Source organism: Rathayibacter sp. AY1E2 (assembly GCF_002932325.1).
In the GTDB taxonomy this organism is placed as follows: domain Bacteria; phylum Actinomycetota; class Actinomycetes; order Actinomycetales; family Microbacteriaceae; genus Rathayibacter.
On record NZ_PSVO01000009.1, the window covers coordinates 98,067 to 117,051 of the forward strand.

Sequence of the window (18,985 nt, forward strand, 5' to 3'; positions counted from 1 at the left end):
CCTCCCGCCGCGTGGGCCGGAGGGGGCGGTGCGTCAGTCGAAGGCGACGATCAGCTCGACCTCGACGGGAGCGCCGAGGGGCAGCTCCGCCACCCCGACGGCCGAGCGCGCGTGACGGCCGGGCTCGCCGAACACGTCGCCGAGCAGCTCCGAGGCGCCGTTGATCACGCCGGGCTGCCCGGTGAAGCCGGAGGCGGACGCGACGAAGCCGGTGAGCTTCACGATCCGCGTCACCCGGTCGAGCGATCCGATCGCGTCGGCGACGGCCGCGAGCGCGTTGAGGGCGCAGGTGCGGGCCAGCTCCTTCGCCTGCTCGGGCGACACCTCGTCGCCGACCTTGCCGACCAGCGGCAGAGCGCCGTCGACGAAGGGGATCTGCCCCGCCGTGTAGACGAGGCCGCCGTGCACGACGGCGGGGACGTAGGCGCCGGCGGGGACCGCCACGGCGGGCAGCTCGACGCCGAGCTCCGCGAGGCGCTCGGCGATCACGCGCCGGCCTCGGCGACGGGGCGCTTGAGGTACGCGACGAGGCCGCCCTCGGGACCGGTCACGATCTGGACCAGCTCCCAGCCCTCGGATCCCCAGGTGTTCAGGATCGCCGTGGTGTTGTGGATCATCAGCGGGGTGGTGATGTACTCCCAGCGCGGGACGGACATGGCTCTCCTCGGGTGCGGCCGGTGCGGGACGACTGCTGAGCGCCGCGCGTCGGCGGGATGAGCGCCGCGGCTCGTCCGAGCGCGGCGACTACGCTGATTCTATGTCGGGGCAGGGCGGGACCAGAGTCGTGAAGACCATCGGGGGCGCCGTCGGCGGTCTGATCGGCATCGTCGCCATGAGCGTCGTCGCGGGAGTCCTGGTGGCCGCCTCGGTGACGCCGGCGATCGCGCTGAGCGGCATGGCCGCCGGCAACACGGTGGAGATGTTCGACAACCTCCCCGAGTACCTCGAGATCGGCACGCTCGCCGAGAAGAGCGACGTGTACGCGAAGGACTCCTCCGGCGGCGACGTGCTGCTCGCCTCCTTCTACGCCCAGAACCGCGTCGAGGTGGGCTGGGACGAGATCTCGCCGTTCGTGAAGGACGCCGTGGTCGCCTCCGAGGACCCCCGCTTCTACGAGCACGGCGGCATCGATCTGCTCGGCACCGTCCGCGCGGCCGCGACGACGGCCATGGGCGGGGACGTCCAGGGCGGCTCCTCCATCACGCAGCAGTACGTCAAGAACGTGCTCGTGCAGAAGGCGGAGGCGCTCAGCGATCCGATCGAGCGCGACGCGGCCTACCGCGAGGCCACGGAGACCACTCCGGAGCGCAAGGTCGCCGAGATGCGGCTCGCCATCGGGCTCGAGAAGGAGTACCCGAAGAACGACATCCTGCTGGGCTACCTCAACATCGCCCTGTTCGGCGGCACCGTCTACGGCGTCGAGGCGGCCGCCCGCTACTACTTCGGAGTGAGCGCGAAGGACCTCTCGCTCGCGCAGTCCGCCGCGCTCGTCGCGATCGTGAACAACCCCGAGAAGTTCCGCTTCGACCGGCCCGGCGACCCGGCGAACCCCGCCGCGGAGGGCTACCCGCAGACCCGGGACCGGCGCGACTACATCGTCACCCGCATGGACCTCGAGTCGAAGGTGACGTCCGAGCAGGCGCAGGCGGCCGTCGCCGAGCCCGTGACGCCGAACATCACCGAGCCGAGCACCGGCTGCCAGACGGCCGGAGTCGCGGCCTTCTTCTGCGACTACGTCACCTGGGTCATCAAGAACGACGACGCGTTCGGTGCGAGTCAGGACGAGCGCGACGCCACCTTCAAGCGCGGCGGCTACCGGATCTACACGACCCTCGACTCCGACCTGCAGCAGGCCGCCGTCTCGGCCACCGACGACTGGGTGCCCAAGTCGATGGCGAACGTGAACATCGGCAGCGCGAGCGTCTCGGTCGAGGTCGGCACCGGCCGCATCCTCGCGATGACCCAGAACAAGGACTACTCCAACGATCCGGACCTGACGGGCCCCAACTACACGAGCGTCAACTACAACACCGACTTCGGGTACGGCGGCTCCTCGGGATTCCAGGTCGGCTCGACCTACAAGGTGTTCACCCTCGCGGAGTGGCTGCAGGAGGGGCACTCGCTCGGCGAGAGCGTCGACGGCACCCGCCGCGCCTACACGACCTTCCGTGACAGCTGCGAGCCTGACGGCGTCTACTACGGCGAGTCCTGGGACCCCGGGAACGACGAGGGCGGCAACGGAGGAGTGACCACGGCCCTGCAGGCCACGACCGGCTCGATCAACACCTCGTTCGCCGCCATGGCCCAGCAGCTGGACCTCTGCGGCATCCGCAACACGGCGCTGGCGATGGGCGTGCACCGTGCCGACGGGACCGAGCTGCAGAAGCTCGCGCCGACCATCCTCGGCACCAACGAGATCGCTCCGCTCACGATGGCCACGGCCTTCGCCGGCTTCGCGAACAAGGGCACCGTCTGCACGCCCATCGCGATCGACCGCATCGTCGACCGCACGGGCGCCGACGTCGCGCCGCCCGCCTCCGAGTGCAGCCAGGGGATGTCCGAGGAGGTGGCCGCGACCGCCGGCTACGCCCTGCAGCAGGTGGTGACGGGCGGCACCGGCGCCCCATCCAACCCCCGCACCGGGGTGCCGCACATCGGCAAGACCGGCACCACGGACGACGCGCTGCACACGTGGATGGTCGGCGCGAGCACCGAGGTCGCCACCGCCACCTGGGTCGGCAACGTGACCGGCTTCACCTCCATGCGCGGATTCAGTCTCAACCGGGTGAACGCCGGTCAGGTGCGCCACCAGATCTGGCCGCGCATCATGCGCATCGCCGACGCCAAGTACGGCGGGACGGCGTTCCCGGCTCCGGTCCGCTCGCTCGTCGACGCTCCGCAGGAGGCCGTGCCCCAGGTCACCGGCCAGAGCCCCTCTGCGGCGGCCTCACGCCTGCGCTCCGTCGGCTTCACGGTCCGCGTCGACACTTCTCCGGTCCCCTCCGACCGCCCGGCAGGGACGGTCGCGCAGACGAACCCGCCCGCCGGGTCGCGCGTCTCCCGGGGCGCGGAGATCACCCTGCAGATCAGCGCCGGACCGGGCGCCCCGCCCCGCGCGGGCTGAGCCCCCGCACCCCCGGCTGCTCCCGAGGGAGCGTCCGGCAGAATGAACGCGGCCGCGCTCGCGGCCGACGTGCGAGAGAAGGACCCATGACCGGACGCACCCGTCGCCCCCTCACCACCGCCCTCGCGACCGTCGCCGCGGCCGGAGCCGTCGCCGCGGCCTGGGGCATCGGCGTCGAGCGGACGCTGTTCACCGTCCGGCGCACGTCGTTCCCGGTGCTGCCCGCCGGTTCCGAGTCGATCCGCGTCCTGCACGTGTCTGACCTGCACATGGCCCCGTGGCAGAGCAAGAAGCAGGAGTGGATCCGCTCGCTCCTCGCCCTGGCGCCCGACGTCGTGGTCGACACCGGCGACAACCTCGGCCACCGCGACGGCGTGCTCGGCATCCGCCGGGCTCTGGAGCCCTTCGCCGGGATCCCCGGCGCCTTCGTCAACGGATCCAACGACTACTTCGGCCCTCGGATCAAGAACCCGCTCCGCTACTTCGTCGGCCCCTCCAAGAACCCCAAGCAGCACGAGGCCGATCTCGACACCGACGGGCTGACCGGCTTCTTCTCGGACGGGCTCGGCTGGGTGGACCTCAACAACCGCGCCGAGAGCATCACGGTGAAGGGGACGCGCATCGAGTTCTTCGGCGTCGACGACCCGCACATCGGCCTCGACCGCATCGACCTCGTCGCCGGAGCCGTGGACGAGCTGCGCGGCGCGGAGGACGGACCGGCCGGGGTCAGCATCGGCGTGGCGCACGCGCCCTACCAGCGCATCCTCGACGACTTCGTCGCCCGCGGCGCCGAGGTGATCCTCGCTGGGCACACGCACGGCGGGCAGGTCTGCGTCCCGGGCTTCGGCGCCCTCGTCACCAACTGCGACATCCCGCGCGACAAGGTCGCCGGCTCGACGACGTGGGACAACGGACTGCGCAGCTCGTTCCTCAACGTGTCCGCCGGAGTCGGCACCTCGATCTACGCACCGGTGCGCTTCGCCTGCCGGCCCGAGGTGACCCTCGTCACGCTCACTCCGGCGGCCTGACGAGGGGTGTCCGACGGCGGTCCGGAAATCGGCTACTATTGTCGAGGCTCGTGAGCGGTTCTCCGTGATGAGCACACCGGGGTGTGGCGCAGCTTGGTAGCGCGCCTCGTTCGGGACGAGGAGGTCGTGGGTTCGAATCCCGCTACCCCGACCGGTGAGAAGCCCGGCCAGGATCGATGATCCGGCCGGGCTTCGTCGTTCCCGGGGCGTTCTCGGGATTCTGCTGTGGCGGGGCTCGCCCGCAGGCGGATGCTCGCCCGGGCCGGAGCCCGGTCGACGACGGAGCCGGCGCGATCACCGCCCCGCGCTCTCCGGCTCGAGCACCCCTGTCGGCGTCCCGAGCGTCCTGCGCACGGGCGTGCCTCCAGCCCACTCCCCCGCGCCTCCCGGCCCGATCCCAGCAGCCGGGAGCGAGACTGTTCTTCCGCCGTCGTCGCCGCCCCCGCCCGACGACCGACGAGAGGAGCACCGTGACCCGGTCGCTCACCCGCCTCACCCTCGCCATCGGCGTGCCCTACGTGGTCGCGCTCGCAGCGATCGCCTTCTGGCCGACGCCCGTCGATGCGGGAGTGCGGGGAGATCTCGGCCGGGTGACCTCCTGGTTCGCCCGGCACGGCCTCCCGATGGTCGACTACGCGTTCATCGAGTCGACTGCCAACATCGCCCTGTTCGTGCCCCTGGGGCTGCTCCTGGCCCTCAACCTGCGGCTCCGGAGGGCGTGGGTCGCCGTCGCCGTCGGCGCCGTCGTGAGCTCGCTCATCGAGGCGGGCCAGCTGCTCTTCCTCTCGGCGCGCTTCGCCACCGTCGACGACGTCGTGATGAACACCTCCGGCGCGCTTCTCGGCGCGGTCGCCGGCGTCCTGCTCCGGATGGTCGTCCGCGCACGACGACGCCGGAGGGCGGCGGAGTGGGACGACGCCTTCGCGCACATCCCGCTCCGCGGCACCTCCGGCGTCGTGGCGGATCAGCCGAGCCGCGTCCGCTGAGACGACGGCTCTGCCGCGTCAGCGGCCGAGGCCGCGGTACTCCCAGCCGGCCGCACGCCAGGCGGCGGGGTCGAGGCAGTTGCGACCGTCGACGAGGAAGGTGTTGGCCACTCTCGCCGCCGTGGCCGCGGGGTCGAGGGCGCGGAACTGCTTCCACTCCGTCACGACGACCACGGCGTCGGCACCGGCCAGCGCCTCGTCGACGTCGGTCGTGTAGGTGATCTCGGGGTAGCGGCGGCGCGAGTTCTCGATCGCCTCGGGGTCGGTCGCGACCACGGTCGCACCGAGGTCGTGCAGGCGCGCGGCGACGTCGAGCGACGGCGAGTCGCGGATGTCGTCCGACTCCGGCTTGAACGCCAGACCGAGCACCGCGATGCGGCGGCCCTCGACGGAGCCGCCGAGGCCCTCGGTGACGAGGTCGACGACGCGCTGGCGGCGACGCAGGTTGATCGCGTCGACCTCCTTGAGGAAGGCGACGGACTCGCCGACGCCGAGCTCGTCGGCGCGGGCCGAGAAGGCGCGGATGTCCTTCGGGAGGCAGCCGCCTCCGAAGCCGATGCCCGCGTTCAGGAAGCGGCGGCCGATCCGCACGTCGTAGCCGATGGCGTCGGCGAGCTGTGTGACGTCCGCGCCGGTCACCTCCGCGATCTCGGCGATCGCGTTGATGAACGAGATCTTGGTCGCGAGGAAGGCGTTGGCCGAGACCTTCACCAGCTCGGCGGTGGCGTAGTCGGTGACCACGAGCGGGGTCTCGGCCGCGAGCGCCGTCGCGTAGACCTCGTCGAGGGTCGCCTTCGCCGCTGCTCCGGCCTCGCCCGCGGGCACGCCGTAGACGAGGCGGTCGGGGCTGATCGTGTCCTTGACGGCGAAGCCCTCGCGGAGGAACTCGGGGTTCCAGGCGAGGGTCGCACCGGAGGAGGCGATGCGGTCGGCCAGGCGGGCGGCGGTGCCGACGGGGACGGTCGACTTGCCGACGACGAGGGAGTCCGCCTCGAGGTAGGGCAGGAGACCGTCGATCGCCGAGTCGACGTAGGTCATGTCCGCGGCGTTCTCGCCCGGCTTCTGCGGGGTGCCGACGGCGACGAAGTGCACGGCCGCACCGGCGGCGTCGGCCATGTCGGTCGAGAAGCGCAGGCGCCCGGAGGCGACGCCGGAGGACAGCAGCTCCGGGAGGCCGGGCTCGAAGAACGGCGCGGTGCCGGCGGCCAGGGCGTCGATCTTCTTCTGGTCGACGTCGATGCCGATGACGTCGTGGCCGAGCTCGGCCATGGCGGCAGCGTGGACGGCACCGAGGTAGCCGCAGCCGATGACAGAAAGCTTCACAGGGGTTCTCCGAATCGTGGCGGGTTCGTGTCGCGGTCGCGACGGTGAGGAGGAGCGATGCGATGCGGCGAGGCGTCAGCGCGCCCGCGGACGCGCGACTACCGCCGCGCCAATGCTCTCAGATCACGGGAGACGTCGGCGACAGCCGCCGCGATCTGCGCCGCCACGCGCTCGTGCACGGCCTCGCTGCGGCCGATCGGGTCCTCGATGTCGTCGCCGCCCTCGCCCCGCGGGGCGCGCCCGCGGTGGGCGGCGGCGAGCCGCACGACGGCGCGGAGCCGCGCGGCGGGGTCCTCGACCGTCGGCAGCGGCACCTCCCGCAGCACGAACGGCAGCACGCGGGCGAACTCGAGCAGCGTGAAGCCTCGGAGGAGGAGCGACGGGAAGCGCCGGGAGGCGTCGACCAGGTGGTCGCGCGTCATCGTGAGCAGGAGGTCGGCGTCGCCGACGATCGCGTCGCCGAGCACCGCGCTCGTGTGCGCGGCCGGGTCTCCCCCGTGCTGAGCCGAGAAGCGGGCCGAGACCGGGTCCATCGGCAGTCCGTCGCGCGTCCTCACTCCGGCGCTCGTGAACGCGAAGAGCGGACCTCCCGCGGGTGATGTCGCGTCGGCGAGTGCGGCGCGCAGCAGCTGCTCCGCCATCGGCGACCGGCAGATGTTGCCGGTGCAGACCGAGAGCACGGTGAAGACGGGGGCGGCGGAGGCGGCGACCGGTTCGTCCGGTCGCCAGCTCCGGCGGGCGGGGCGGGCGGAGTCGTCTCCCGGGAAGATCATCGCGGGGCGCTCAGGCCGAGGTCGACGCGGGCTCGGGCTCGACGGCCGTGTCCGGGCGGGCGCCCGATCGCTCGGAGCCGTAGTAGCTCGTGTAGTAGTACCCGTAGCCCCGGCCGACCTGGCCGCGCGCGGGCACGCGGTTGAGGATCACGCCGAGGGTGTGGCCGCTGACCCGCTCGAGGTTCTGGATCGCCTTGCCCAGCTCGTCGGTCGTCGTCCTGCCCGCGGAGATGACCACGAGCGCGCCGTCGGTGCGGGCGGTGAGGATGGCGCCGTCCGTGACGGGCAGGAGCGGCGGCGCATCGACGATCACGATGGCCTCGCGAGCGATCTCGTGCAGGAGGATGTCCATGCCGTTGGAGCCGAGCAGCTCGGACGGGTTCGGCGGGATCGACCCGGCCCCGAGCACCCAGAGGTTGCCGGACGGGCCCCACGGCTGCAGGACGTCCTGCAGCTCCGCCTTGCCGATCAGCAGGTCGGTCAGGCCGACGCCGGGCACGAGGCCGAACGACTTGGCGACGGTGGGCTTGCGGAGGTCGCCGTCGACGACGACGGTGCGCTGACCGGAGGCGGCGAGCGTCACCGCGAGGTTCGCGGTCACCGTCGACTTGCCGTCCGAGGGCAGCGGGCTCGTCACGACGATGATGCGCGGCGGGCTGTCGATGTTCATGAACTGCAGGTTCGTGCGGAGCTCGCGCAGCGCCTCGGCGAGTGCGTGCTTGCCGTCGGCCTTGATGTAGTCGGTCGTGTCGGCTTCGGGGACGATGCGGTTGGTCTCGCTGAGGCGCTTGTCGACGGGGAGGGTGCCGACCACGGGGAGGTCGAACAGGCGCTCGACCATCTCGGCGGTGCGGATGCGCCGGTCCAGCGTGTTGCGGACGAACGCGTAGACGAGGCCGAGGACGAGGCCCGCGAGCGCGCCGACCGCGAGGACGAGGCGCAGGTTCGGGAACGCCGGCGAGGACGGGAGCGCCGCGGTCTGCAGGACGGTGAGGGAGACCGTGTCGCCGACGCCCGTCTCCTGGTTGACCTGCTGCACCTTGGTGGCGATGGCCGCGACCCAGGCATCGGCGAGCTTCTGCGCGCCCTCGGGGGTGGAGGCGGTGGCGCTGACCTTCATCACCGGGGCGACCGTGTCGGCCTGCACCGCGATCGCCGAGATCAGCGTGGCGGGCGAGACGTCGAGGCCGAGGCTGTCGATCGCGATCTGCGCCACGTCGCGCGAGGTGGCGATCGGGACGTAGGTGGCGAGGCTCGACTTGGCGACGGACTGCGCGATCTGCTGCGTGTAGATCGCCTGGCTGTCGTCGGCACCGGTGGTGGCGACGGAGACGAGGCCCTGCGAGTCGGCGACGTACCGCGGCTTCTGCGTCAGCGACCAGCCGAAGGCGACGAGAGTGCCGAGGAGGATCGCCGCGACGATCGGGATCCAGTGGTCGCGCAGCAGCCGGAGGACGTCTCGAAGTTCCACAGAGTCAGATTTCCTTCGCTGGTACGGATCACGCGGCGGGCGCCGGAGACGGGTTCTTCCGAATTCTGACACAGCGCTTCCGCGCCCTCGGCGCCAGGCGCGTCAACCGTGCCACCCGTCGGGGGTGGGCTCCGGCGGAGTCCCTCTCGTGATCACTCCGAGGCCCTCGAGCTCGACCAGGGCGGACTCGACGACCGCCGCCGCATCGACGCCGGCGGGCGGCGGGCCCGCATCCTCGAGCACCGCGGCGACGAGACCGGGCAGATCGGGGCCCTGGCCGGCGTGCCGCCAGATCGTCGGGCCGATCCCGGACAGGCGCACGAGGGTGCCGCCGCAGAACACGAGCAGCTGGCCGTCGGCGAGCTCCACCGCGTCGTCCGCAGGGGTGCGCAGGACGGTGCCGGGCAGGGCCTCGCCCACAGCGTCGAGCTGCACGGAGACCACCTCGGACCAGGCGGACGGGGCCTCTGCGCCGAGGGACGCGAAGACCTCCTCGACCAGGTGCACCACGCTCGCGGCCTCGGAGTAGACCAGTCGCCGGACGCCGCCCAGCGCCGAGAGGGTGCGGACGAGATCGGCGATCGGCCGCGGGCGGGCCGAGAGGTACGAGGTCTGCGGCACCAGATCCTCGATCGCGTCGACCGGGTCGACGTGCTCGAGGAAGGGCGTCCCGACGCCGTCGCGGCGCTCGAGCAGGAGGACGCCCGCCAGACGCAGGGGCGCCTCCGGGAGCGGTCGGAGGGCGAGCGACCCGGGGGCCAGCTGCGCCTTCGGCGCCGATCCGGTCAGCGGCTTCACCGACAGCGGCTTGGGATAGGGCAGGACGCGCCCCTCCGGGGTCACGCCGACCGTCTCGTCGGTGACGTAGCCGAAGCGGGACCCGAGCGTCCGGGCGATGGTGGTCTTGCCGGTCCCGGAGGCGGCGACGAAGGCCAGCACGCGGCCGGACTCGTCGGAGATCCCGCAGGCGTGGAGCATCAGCAGGTCGGCGCGCCGGGCGCCGATCGCCTCGAGGGTCAGGGTCGAGGTCAGGGACTCCTCGAGCTGCGCCAGCGTGGCGCTCGAGACCCGGGGCGAGCCGTCGACCGGGACGGAGGGATCGTGCCCCACCTCGGCGAGGACGTCGCGTGCTCCCGCGTCGGGCTCGGACGCGCAGGCGGCCCAGCTGTCGGCGATCCGCGCCGCGTCCTCGTCGCCGACGCCGCGTCCGAAGACCACGCGGAACGGGGTCTCGAGGACCGAGACGGACAGGGTGCGGGGCTCGGCGCCCCTCCCCCCGGCGATCAGTACGCCCCGTCGCGGGCGAGGACGGCGCGCGCGGTCTTGAAGAGGATGACGATGTCGCCGGTCATCGACCAGTTCTCGACGTAGTACAGGTCGAGGCGGACGGTGTCCTCCCACGAGAGGTTCGAGCGTCCGCTGACCTGCCAGAGCCCGGTGATGCCCGGCTTCATCAGGAAGCGGCGGTGCACGTGCTCCTCGTACTGCTCGACCTCGCGGGCCAGCGGCGGGCGGGGGCCGATCAGGGACATGTCGCCGCGGAAGACGTTCAGGAACTGGGGCAGCTCATCGAGGCTGAAGCGCCGGAGGATCGCGCCCACCCGGGTGACGCGCGGGTCCTTCGCCATCTTGAAGAGGATCGAGTTCCCCTCCGCACGCTGCTGCGACGCGAGAGCCGCCAGTCGCGCCTCCGCGTCGACGACCATCGAGCGGAACTTCAGCATCTCGAAGGTCGCGCCGTTCAGGCCGATGCGCTCCTGCCGGAAGAGCACGGGCCCGGGGCTGGTGACCTTGACCAGCACGGCGACGACGACGAGCACCGGCGCGCTGAGGATGATCAGCATGGTCGACGCGAGGATGTCGAAGAGCCGCTTGGCGAACCGCTGGCGGCCGTCGAAGCGCGGGGTCTCGACGTGGATCAGCGGAAGGCCCGCGACGGGGCGGGTGTGGATGCGCGGACCGCCGATGTCGGTGAGGCTCGGCGCCACGACGAGGTGCTCGCGCCCGGGCTCGAGCGTCCAGCTCAGCTCGCGGATCCGCTGCGGCGCCAGCTCGTCGGAGCTCGTGACGACCACCGTGTCGGCACCGGTGGCGTCCATCACGGCGCGGACGCCGTCGATCCCGGTGAACCCGTGGACCGCGAGGCCCGAGAGCTCCTGCTCGCTCCGCAGCGCGTCCGCACCGCCGACCGAGGTCGAGACGGCGCCGACGAGCTTGTAGCCGGCCTCGGTGCCGCGACGCAGCTCGCGCGCGGTGTGCAGGACGCTCGCGCGGGAGCCGAGGAGCACGACCTGGCTCGAGAAGCGGCCCGCCCGGCGCTGCCGGGTGAGCCAGGAGCGCCAGACCAGGCGGCCGACGCAGATCAGCACGATCCCGGCGGGGAACGCCGTGATGATGTAGCCGCGCGCGAGCAGGATCTGGAGCAGGTAGGCGATGATCGCGACGATGCCGAAGAGCCAGATGGAGGCGTCGACGACGCGGCGGTACTCGACGTAGCCGGTGCCGACGATCCGGCGGTCGCGCGTGTCGAAGACCTGGAGGGCGAGGAGCCAGCCGACCGACAGGGCGACGGACACCCAGGTGTAGCTGACCGCGATGTCGGCGGGGTTCTTGAACCCCAGATCCGAGTTCAGGTTCAGGTCGAACCAGAAGAGCTGCGTGCCGAAGACGGAGAGGACGATCGCGACGACGTCCGTGATGAGCAGCCGTCGCCGGTAGTCCTGCTCCCACGACGGCCGACGCCTCAGCGGTGCCCCTTGCGCCGTCATCGTTTCCCCCGACCTTTCCTGCTGCTTCGAAAGGCGTAATTCCGTTTCCGGTGTTGTCACGTCGTCAGGCTACCCACTTCCTCGTTTCGGAGGGGTGTCGCACCGGTGAGGAACGCTCGACCGGTCAGCCGCGGAGCCGGCCGCGGCTCTCCTGGAGGTAGCACGCGCCGCACAGCGACTCGTAGGTGACCGCCGTTCCGTCGATCGCGACCTGATCGCCGTCGAAGACGAAGCGGCGGTCCACGACGCGCCCGTTGAAGATCGCTTTGCGCCCGCACCGGCAGATCGTCTTCAGCTCCTCGAGGCTGTGGGCGATCTCCAGGAGCCGCCTGCTGCCCGGGAACGCGGCGGTGCGGAAGTCCGTGCGGATGCCGTACGCCAGGACGGGCACGTTCTCGAGGATGGCGATCCGGAGCAGATCGTCGACGTGCGACTCCGGCAGGAACTGCGCCTCGTCGACGAGCAGAGCGCTCACGTCGCGCTTCGACTCGGCCAGGACGCGGGCCCGGGCCGCGGTGAAGACGGCCACCGGGTCCCCGTCGGGCTCGAACAGGACGTCCACCGGACGGGTCACGCCGAGCCGCGACACGATCAGCTCCTCGCCCTTCGTGTCGACGGCCGGCTTGGCCAGCAGCACCCGGTGCCCGCGCTCCTCGTAGTTGTGCGCGGCCTGCAGGAGCGACGTGCTCTTCCCGCTGTTCATCGCTCCGTAGCGGAAGTACAGCTTGGCCATCAGGTCTCCTCGGGGCGGGTCCGGAGGCGGGGCCCCCGGGGTGAGCAGGGGCCGGTCACGGGAGGAACCCGTCCTCGCCGGCGCGGCGGATCAGATCGGCCCGGCGGCTCGCGGGCCTGCCGACGGCGACGTACTTGCGGCGCACGCGCTGCAGGTAGGTCTTCGCGGTCTCGAACTGCACGTTCATCTTGGCGGCGACCTCAGGGGTGCTCGATCCGGACGCGTAGAGGCGCAGCGCCTCCAGCTCGCCGGCGCTGAGCCGTGGGCGCTGCTGCGCCGCGACTCCGGACGGCAGGGGCCGCCACTGCGCGGACGAGACGTCGGCCGAGCGCATCTCGAGAGCGGCGCGGGTCTGCTCCATCACCTCGGCGAGCGGGCGCGACTTCGCCAGGTGCCGCACCGCTCCGGCCTTCAGGGCGCGCTCGCGGACCTCGTCGTCCTCGCTCGCGGAGAGCGCCACGACCGCGGCTCCGGCCGCCCGGCAGGTCCGGATCCGCGCCTCGATCGAGATCGGCTCGCGCAGCTCGACGTCCATCACGACCACCTGGGTGGGGAAGACATCGCTCGTCACCAGGTCGTGCCAGGTGGAGGCGGCCACGACGACCTCGAAGTCCGGGGCGTGGGTGCGGATCCACGCGCTCGTCGCCGCGAGCAGGTCCTCGCGCGGGTCGAGCAGGCCGAGCCGGACCGCACGGGGTGCCGCGTCGCGGGTGCTCCGGGCGGAGGAGCCCGAGGGCTCACCGGAGCGGGTGACCATGCGGACGATCCTAGCCGCGGCCGGGCCCGCCCCCGGCTCAGAACAGCGTCGGCTGCCCGACGCCGGGCAGGATCGCAGCGCGCTCCGGCCCGAGCTCCCCGACCAGCAGCCCGTCGTGCTGGAGGGAGCGCCGCTCGCCGCCGAGGGTCCGCAGCGTCCCGAGCGAATTCAGGGCGGAGGACTTGACGGAGCCGGTGGCCGGGTCCTCTTCGCCGCGCTCGAGCCCGTGCGCGCGCATCAGCGGGCGGATGCGCGCGGAGAGCCAGCGCCGGTACTCGAGAGGCGCGTAGGCGTCGCGGCCCGGGTAGAGCGCTCGGTACTTGTCGACCAGCTCGGGGTGCTCCTGCCCGAGCCACTGCAGGAACCACTCCTTCACCCCGGGCTTGAGGTAGAGGGTCGAGTACATGATCGTGCTGGCGCCCGCCTCGCGGCAGGCCCGGAGCGACTCGTCGAGGTGCGCCCGTGTGTCGGTGAGGAACGGCAGGATCGGCATCAGGAACACCGAGCAGTCGAAGCCGGCCTCCCGTGCCGCGGTCACCGTCGCCAGCCTGGCCGCCGCGGTCGGCGCACCCGGCTCGACGGAGCGCTGGAGGCCCTCGTCGTAGACGGCGATCGAGACTCCGAGGTCGACCGGGACGTGCTCGGCGGCCTCGCGGAGCAGCGGCAGGTCTCGCCGCAGCAGCGAGCCCTTCGTGAGGATCGAGATCGGGGTTCCCGAGGCGGCGAGCGCTGCGATGATGCCCGGCATCAGCCGGTAGCGGCCCTCGGCGCGCTGGTACGGATCGGTGTTGGTGCCGAGTGCCACGGGGTGCCGCTCCCAGCTCGGCTTGGCGAGCTCCCGGGTGAGGACCTCGGCGACGTTCACCTTCACGACGATCTGCGAGTCGAAGTCGCGGCCGCCGTCGAACTCGAGGTACTCGTGCGTGGGCCGGGCGAAGCAGTAGGTGCAGGCGTGGGTGCAGCCGCGCATCGGGTTGATGCTCCAGCCGAACGGCATCTTCGAGGAGGTGTGCACGCGGTTGAGCGCCGACTTCGCGAGCACCTCGTAGAAGGTGATGCCCTCGAACTCCGGCGTGCGCACCGTCCGCACCAGGTCTGTGAGCTTGACGAGCCCGGGCAGCGCGGCCTCGTCGGCCGTGCCGATCGACTGCCCGCTCCACCTCATGGAGCCATTAGAACATATGTTCGAACGGGTCGCACCCGATCAGACCGAGGCGGACAGCTCCAGCGTCTCGGCGGTCGCGGTGACCGTCTGCTCGGCCTTCTCGGGCGCGTCGTTGAGCGTCGAGCCGTAGCTCGGCACCAGCGCGCGGATCCGCGGCTCCCAGGCCTTCATCCGGTCGGGGAAGCACTTCTGCACGATGTCGAGCATGATCGGCACGGCGGTCGAGGCTCCGGGCGAGGCGCCGAGCAGGCCGGCGATCGTGCCGTCTCCTCCGGTGATGACCTCGGTGCCGAACTGCAGCACGCCGCCCTTCTTCTCGTCCTTCTTCATCACCTGGACGCGCTGGCCGGCGGTGATCAGGTACCAGTCCTCGTCGCGGGCGGTGGGCAGGAACTCGCGCAGGGCCTTCATCTTCTTGCCGCGGCCCGCGAGCACCTCGCCGATCAGGTACTTCATCAGGTCGAGGTTGTCGCGGGCGACCGCGAGCATCGGGCCGATGTTGTGCGGCCGGATCGACAGGGGCAGGTCGAGCCACGAGCCCCGCTTCAGGAACTTGGGCGTGAAGCCCGCGTAGGGGCCGAAGAGGAGGGACGACTCGCCGTCGACGACGCGCGCATCGAGGTGCGGCACCGACATCGGGGGCGCACCGACCGCGGCCTTGCCGTAGACCTTCGCCTTGTGCCGGGCGACCAGCTCGGGGTTGTCGGTGCGGAGGAACTGCCCCGAGATCGGGAAGCCTCCGAAGCCCTTGATCTCGGGGATGCCCGACTTCTGCAGGAGGTGCAGCGCACCGCCGCCGGCGCCGACGAAGACGAAGCGGGCGGTCACCGACTGGGGCGTGCCTCCGACGACCTGCTTGAGGTCGAGGCGCCAGGTGCCGTCCTTCTGCCGGGTGATGTCGGTGACCTCGCGGCCGGTGTCGAGCGTGCCGCCGTGGGCGACGACGTGGTCGAACAGCTGGTGGGTCAGCGAGCCGAAGTCGACGTCGGTGCCGGCCGGCATGCGCGTCGCCGCGTAGGGGCCGCCGCCGGCGGGACGCTGCTCCATCAGCAGGGGCGCCCACTCGTGGATGGTCTTGACGCTCTCGGTGAACTCGATGCCGGCGAACAGCGGCTGGTCCTTGAGCGCCTCGTAGCGCTTCCGGAGGTACTCGACGTTGGCCTCGCCGTGCACGAAGGTCATGTGCGGCGCCGGGTTGATGAAGCTGGAGGGCTCGCGGATGTCGCCGGACTCCACCAGGCTCGACCAGAACTGGCGCGAGATCTGGAACTGCTCGTTGATCTGGATCGCCTTGGCCGGGTCGACGGAGCCGTCGGCCGCCTCGGGCATGTAGTTCAGCTCGCAGAGGGCCGCGTGACCGGTGCCCGCGTTGTTCCACGGGTTCGACGACTCCTGCGCCACGTCGCCGAGGCGCTCGAAGGCGGCGATCGTCCAGTCGGGCTGCAGCTGGGTGATGAGTGCGCCGAGCGTGGCGCTCATGATGCCCCCACCGATGAGGGCGACGTCGACCGGTTCCGAGGAGTTCACGAGAGTCGAGTTTACGCTCGCCCGCGGACGCCGCGGCCGGGAGGGGCCCCGCTCCCCCATCAAATTCGCGGCTTTTCCACCCGGAGGGGGCCGGAGCGCTCGGCGCCGGCCCCGTCCACGCCGGTCAGGAGACGGGCTGCTTCGCCGCGATGAGCTCGGCGATCTGCACGGCGTTCAGGGCCGCGCCCTTGCGGAGGTTGTCGTTGCTGATGAAGAGCGCGAGGCCGCGTCCCTCCGGGGCGCCCTCGTCGGCGCGGATGCGGCCGACGAAGCTCGGGTCCTTGCCCGCGGCCTCCAGCGGAGTCGGCACCTCGCGCAGCACGACGCCGGGCGCGTCGGCCAACAGCTCGCGAGCACGCTCGGGGCTGAGGGCGGAGGCGAACTCTGCGTTGACGGAGAGCGAGTGGCCGGTGAACACGGGGACGCGCACGCAGGTGCCCGAGACCAGCAGCTCCGGGAGCTCGAGGATGCGGCGGCTCTCGTTGCGGAGCTTCTTCTCCTCGTCGGTCTCGTTCGAGCCGTCCTCGACCAGGCTCCCCGCGAAGGGGATGACGTCGAAGGCGATCGGGGCGACGTACTTGTCCGGCGCGGGGAAGTCGACCGCCGAGCCGTCGTGCACCAGGTCGAGCAGGTGCTCGTCGGCGACGGCGGCGCGGACCTGGCCGGCCAGCTCGTTCGCTCCGGCCAGTCCGCTGCCGGACACGGCCTGGTAGGTGCTGACGATCAGGCGCGTGAGCCCCGCCTCGCGGTCGAGGACCTTGAGGATCGGCATCGCGGCCATCGTGGTGCAGTTGGGGTTGGCGATGATGCCCTTGACCGCCTGGTCGATGGCATGGGGGTTCACCTCGCTGACGACCAGCGGGACCTCGGGGTCCATCCGCCAGGCGCTGGAGTTGTCGATCACGGTGACGCCGGCCGCGGCGAAGCGGGGCGCCTGCGCGCGCGAGCCCGTGGCTCCGGCCGAGAACAGGGCGATGTCGAGCCCCGACGGATCGGCGGTCTCCACGTCCTCGACCACGACGTCCTCGCCGCGGAACGGCAGCGTCGTGCCCGCCGAGCGGGCGGTGGCGAAGAAGCGGATGGACGCGATCGGGAAGTCGCGCTCCTCGAGGAGGCGGCGCATCACCTTCCCGACCTGGCCGGTCGCGCCGACGACGCCCACGTGGAGGGGGGTGCTGCTCATGCTGTGCTCTTTCGTCCGTGCGGCGCGCGGGCCGCTCGTGGCGGGGGGATCGAGGGAGAGGGTACCGGTCGCTCCGGCCGCTCGGGAGGAACGGCCGGATCGCGAGGGTGTCCGGCCGTCAGCGGCCGGTGCCGGCGTAGACGACGGCCTCGTCCTCGGCGTCGAGCCCGAAGGCGGTGTGCACGACGCGCAGGGCCTCGTTCACGGTGTCGGCGCGGGTGACGACCGAGATGCGGATCTCGCTGGTGGAGATCATCTCGATGTTGATCCCGGCCTCGTAGAGGGAGCGGAACAGCTTCGCGGAGACGCCGGCGTTGGTGCGCATCCCGGCGCCCACGAGCGCGAGCTTGGCGATCTGGTCGTCGTACTGCAGGGACTCGAAGCCGACCTCGTCCTTCTCGGCGTTGAGAGCCATGAGGACCGTCTGGCCGTCGGCCTTGGGCAGGGTGAACGAGATGTCGGTGCGGGCGGTCGCCGCAGCCGACACGTTCTGCACGATCATGTCGATGTTGGAGCCGGTCTTCGCCACGATCGTGAAGATCTGCGCGGCCTTGCCCGGGATGTCGGGGACTCCGACGACGGTGATCTTCGCCTCGTTCAGGTCGGCGGCGACTCCGGCGATGATGGGCTCTTCCACGGCTTGTCCGTTCTGCTCGACGCCGGAGGTCTCGGCGTTGTAGACGATGGTGCCCTCGTTGGGGCTGAAGGAGGAGCGCACGTGGAGCGTGACTCCGTGGCGGCGGGCGAACTCGACGGCGCGGATGTGCAGCACCTTCGCTCCCGCGGCGGCCAGCTCGAGCATCTCCTCGCTGGTGATGCGGTCGAGCTTGCGGGCCTTCTTGACGACCCGCGGGTCGGCGGTGAAGACGCCGTCGACGTCGGTGTAGATCTCGCAGGTGTCGGCGCCGAGTCCTGCGGCGAGCGCGACGGCGGTGGTGTCCGAGCCGCCGCGGCCGAGGGTGGTGATGTCCTTCGTGTCGCGGTTGAAGCCCTGGAAGCCCGCGACGATGACGACGGCGTTCTCGTCGAGCGCCTCGCGGAGGCGGACCGGGGTGATGTCGACGATGCGGGCGGCGCCGTGCTGTGCGTCCGTGATCATGCCGGCCTGGCTGCCGGTGAAGGAGCGGGCCTCGAAGCCCATGCTCTTGATCGCCATCGCCAGCAGCGCCATCGAGATGCGCTCGCCCGAGGAGAGCAGCATGTCGAGCTCGCGGGGGGCGGGGATGGGCGTGACCTGGTGGGCGAGCTCGAGCAGGTCGTCGGTGGTGTCGCCCATGGCCGAGACGGCGACGACCACGTCGTTGCCCGCCTGCTTGGTGGCGACGATCCGCTTCGCGACCCGCTTGATGCTCTCCGCGTCGGCGACGGAGGACCCGCCGAACTTCTGGACGATCAGGCTCACGTGCTGCTCCCGTGTCGGTGGCTGGACCGCCGTCGCGACCCGACGGGCGAGTCTACCGGTCGACCGCATGCCGGAGCGGTCATGCGACTCCGGCGGCCGCGTCAGTTCTCGACGAGCCGGCGGCCCTCGAAGGCGCGGCCGAGGGTGATCTCGTCGGCGTACTCGAGGTCTCCGCCGACGGGCAGCCCGGAGGCCAGACGGGTGATGCGGATGCCGAGGGTGCTGAGCATGCGCGAGAGGTAGGTCGCCGTCGCCTCGCCCTCGAGGTTCGGGTCGGTCGCGATGATGACCTCCTGCACCTCGCCGTCCGCGAGCCGCTGCAGCAGCTGGCGGATGCGGAGCTGATCCGGGCCGATGCCGTCGATCGGGCTGATCGCGCCGCCGAGCACGTGGTAGAGCCCGCGGAACTCGCGGGTGCGCTCGATCGCCGGGACGTCCTTCGCCTCCTCCACGACGCAGATGACGGCGCGGCTGCGGCGCGGATCGCGGCAGATCCCGCAGGTCGCCTCCTCCGCCACGTTCCCGCAGATGTCGCAGAAGTGCACGCGGCCGCGCAGCTCGAGCAGGATCTCGGCGAGCCGGGTGACGTCGAACGTCTCGGTCTGCAGGATGTGGAACGCGATGCGCTGGGCGGACTTCGGGCCGATGCCGGGGAGCCGGCCGAGCTCGTCGATCAGCTCCTGGACGATGCCTTCGTACATGCGGTCGCCTCCTCTCGGGTGGGGCGGACGGGGGTGGCGGTGCG

The 18,985-nt window shown here is 71.6% G+C and carries 17 protein-coding genes and 1 tRNA gene; 4 read left to right on the plus strand and 14 right to left on the minus strand.

Annotated elements, in window-relative coordinates; genetic code table 11:
* Positions 1-33: 33 nt before the first annotated feature.
* Complete coding sequence (locus C5C49_RS09000) at positions 34-489, minus strand: RidA family protein (protein ID WP_219812178.1); 456 nt, start codon at positions 487-489, stop codon at positions 34-36.
* Positions 486-656 carry a hypothetical protein gene (locus C5C49_RS16970; RefSeq protein ID WP_164861113.1) on the minus strand — a complete coding sequence of 57 codons (171 nt, stop codon included), beginning with the start codon at positions 654-656 and terminating at the stop codon, positions 486-488. Before C5C49_RS16970 ends, C5C49_RS09000 begins: the two co-directional genes overlap by 4 nt.
* Before the next feature lie 101 nt (positions 657-757).
* On the opposite strand from C5C49_RS16970, the gene C5C49_RS09005 reads away from it, so the two are divergent.
* The 4 genes from C5C49_RS09005 to C5C49_RS17355 all read left to right on the plus strand — a co-directional run bounded on the left by C5C49_RS09005 (position 758) and on the right by C5C49_RS17355 (position 5,138).
* Positions 758-3,124 carry a transglycosylase domain-containing protein gene (locus C5C49_RS09005; protein WP_104345989.1) on the plus strand — a complete coding sequence of 789 codons (2,367 nt, stop codon included), beginning with the start codon at positions 758-760 and terminating at the stop codon, positions 3,122-3,124.
* An 86-nt stretch (positions 3,125-3,210) separates the two neighbouring features.
* Positions 3,211-4,152, plus strand: coding sequence for a metallophosphoesterase (locus C5C49_RS09010; protein ID WP_104345990.1), 942 nt, complete (start codon positions 3,211-3,213; stop codon positions 4,150-4,152).
* 77 nt (positions 4,153-4,229) lie between these two features.
* Positions 4,230-4,303: transfer RNA gene (locus tag C5C49_RS09015), tRNA-Pro, on the plus strand.
* Positions 4,304-4,622: 319 nt separating this feature from the next.
* The gene (locus C5C49_RS17355) at positions 4,623-5,138 is read left to right on the plus strand and encodes a VanZ family protein (protein ID WP_244229599.1); all 516 of its coding nucleotides are present in this window, start codon (positions 4,623-4,625) and stop codon (positions 5,136-5,138) included.
* 18 nt (positions 5,139-5,156) lie between these two features.
* Here C5C49_RS17355 and C5C49_RS09025 read toward each other — a convergent pair whose 3' ends face one another.
* The 12 genes from C5C49_RS09025 to recR all read right to left on the minus strand — a co-directional run bounded on the left by C5C49_RS09025 (position 5,157) and on the right by recR (position 18,941).
* Complete coding sequence (locus C5C49_RS09025) at positions 5,157-6,461, minus strand: UDP-glucose/GDP-mannose dehydrogenase family protein (protein WP_104345992.1); 1,305 nt, start codon at positions 6,459-6,461, stop codon at positions 5,157-5,159.
* 98 nt (positions 6,462-6,559) lie between these two features.
* On the minus strand, positions 6,560-7,234 hold the full coding sequence (locus C5C49_RS09030; protein WP_104227254.1) for a low molecular weight phosphatase family protein: 675 nt from the start codon (positions 7,232-7,234) through the stop codon (positions 6,560-6,562).
* Positions 7,235-7,244: 10 nt separating this feature from the next.
* Positions 7,245-8,705, minus strand: coding sequence for a polysaccharide biosynthesis tyrosine autokinase (locus C5C49_RS09035; RefSeq protein WP_159939611.1), 1,461 nt, complete (start codon positions 8,703-8,705; stop codon positions 7,245-7,247).
* A gap of 102 nt (positions 8,706-8,807) precedes the next feature.
* Positions 8,808-9,923, minus strand: coding sequence for a hypothetical protein (locus C5C49_RS09040; protein ID WP_104345993.1), 1,116 nt, complete (start codon positions 9,921-9,923; stop codon positions 8,808-8,810).
* Between the two features lie 65 nt (positions 9,924-9,988).
* Positions 9,989-11,473: a sugar transferase gene (locus C5C49_RS09045; protein WP_104222171.1), complete on the minus strand. Its 1,485-nt coding sequence runs from the start codon at positions 11,471-11,473 to the stop codon at positions 9,989-9,991.
* A gap of 124 nt (positions 11,474-11,597) precedes the next feature.
* Entirely contained in the window at positions 11,598-12,206 is a 609-nt protein-coding gene (locus tag C5C49_RS09050; protein ID WP_104345994.1) for a thymidine kinase, read from the minus strand.
* Positions 12,207-12,261: 55 nt separating this feature from the next.
* Entirely contained in the window at positions 12,262-12,963 is a 702-nt protein-coding gene (locus tag C5C49_RS09055; protein WP_104345995.1) for a LuxR C-terminal-related transcriptional regulator, read from the minus strand.
* Between the two features lie 37 nt (positions 12,964-13,000).
* Entirely contained in the window at positions 13,001-14,128 is a 1,128-nt protein-coding gene (locus tag C5C49_RS09060) for an Rv2578c family radical SAM protein (protein ID WP_104222165.1), read from the minus strand.
* A gap of 39 nt (positions 14,129-14,167) precedes the next feature.
* The gene (locus C5C49_RS09065) at positions 14,168-15,715 is read right to left on the minus strand and encodes a malate:quinone oxidoreductase (RefSeq protein ID WP_104345996.1); all 1,548 of its coding nucleotides are present in this window, start codon (positions 15,713-15,715) and stop codon (positions 14,168-14,170) included.
* Between the two features lie 64 nt (positions 15,716-15,779).
* Positions 15,780-16,838, minus strand: coding sequence for an aspartate-semialdehyde dehydrogenase (locus C5C49_RS09070; RefSeq protein WP_104227259.1), 1,059 nt, complete (start codon positions 16,836-16,838; stop codon positions 15,780-15,782).
* A 118-nt stretch (positions 16,839-16,956) separates the two neighbouring features.
* Positions 16,957-18,240 (minus strand): aspartate kinase, encoded by a 1,284-nt coding sequence (locus C5C49_RS09075; RefSeq protein WP_104237730.1) that lies wholly within the window; start codon positions 18,238-18,240, stop codon positions 16,957-16,959.
* A 101-nt stretch (positions 18,241-18,341) separates the two neighbouring features.
* A complete protein-coding gene (recR, locus tag C5C49_RS09080; RefSeq protein ID WP_104222157.1) occupies positions 18,342-18,941 on the minus strand; it encodes a recombination mediator RecR in 600 nt (199 codons plus the stop codon).
* Between the last annotated feature and the right edge of the window lie 44 nt (positions 18,942-18,985).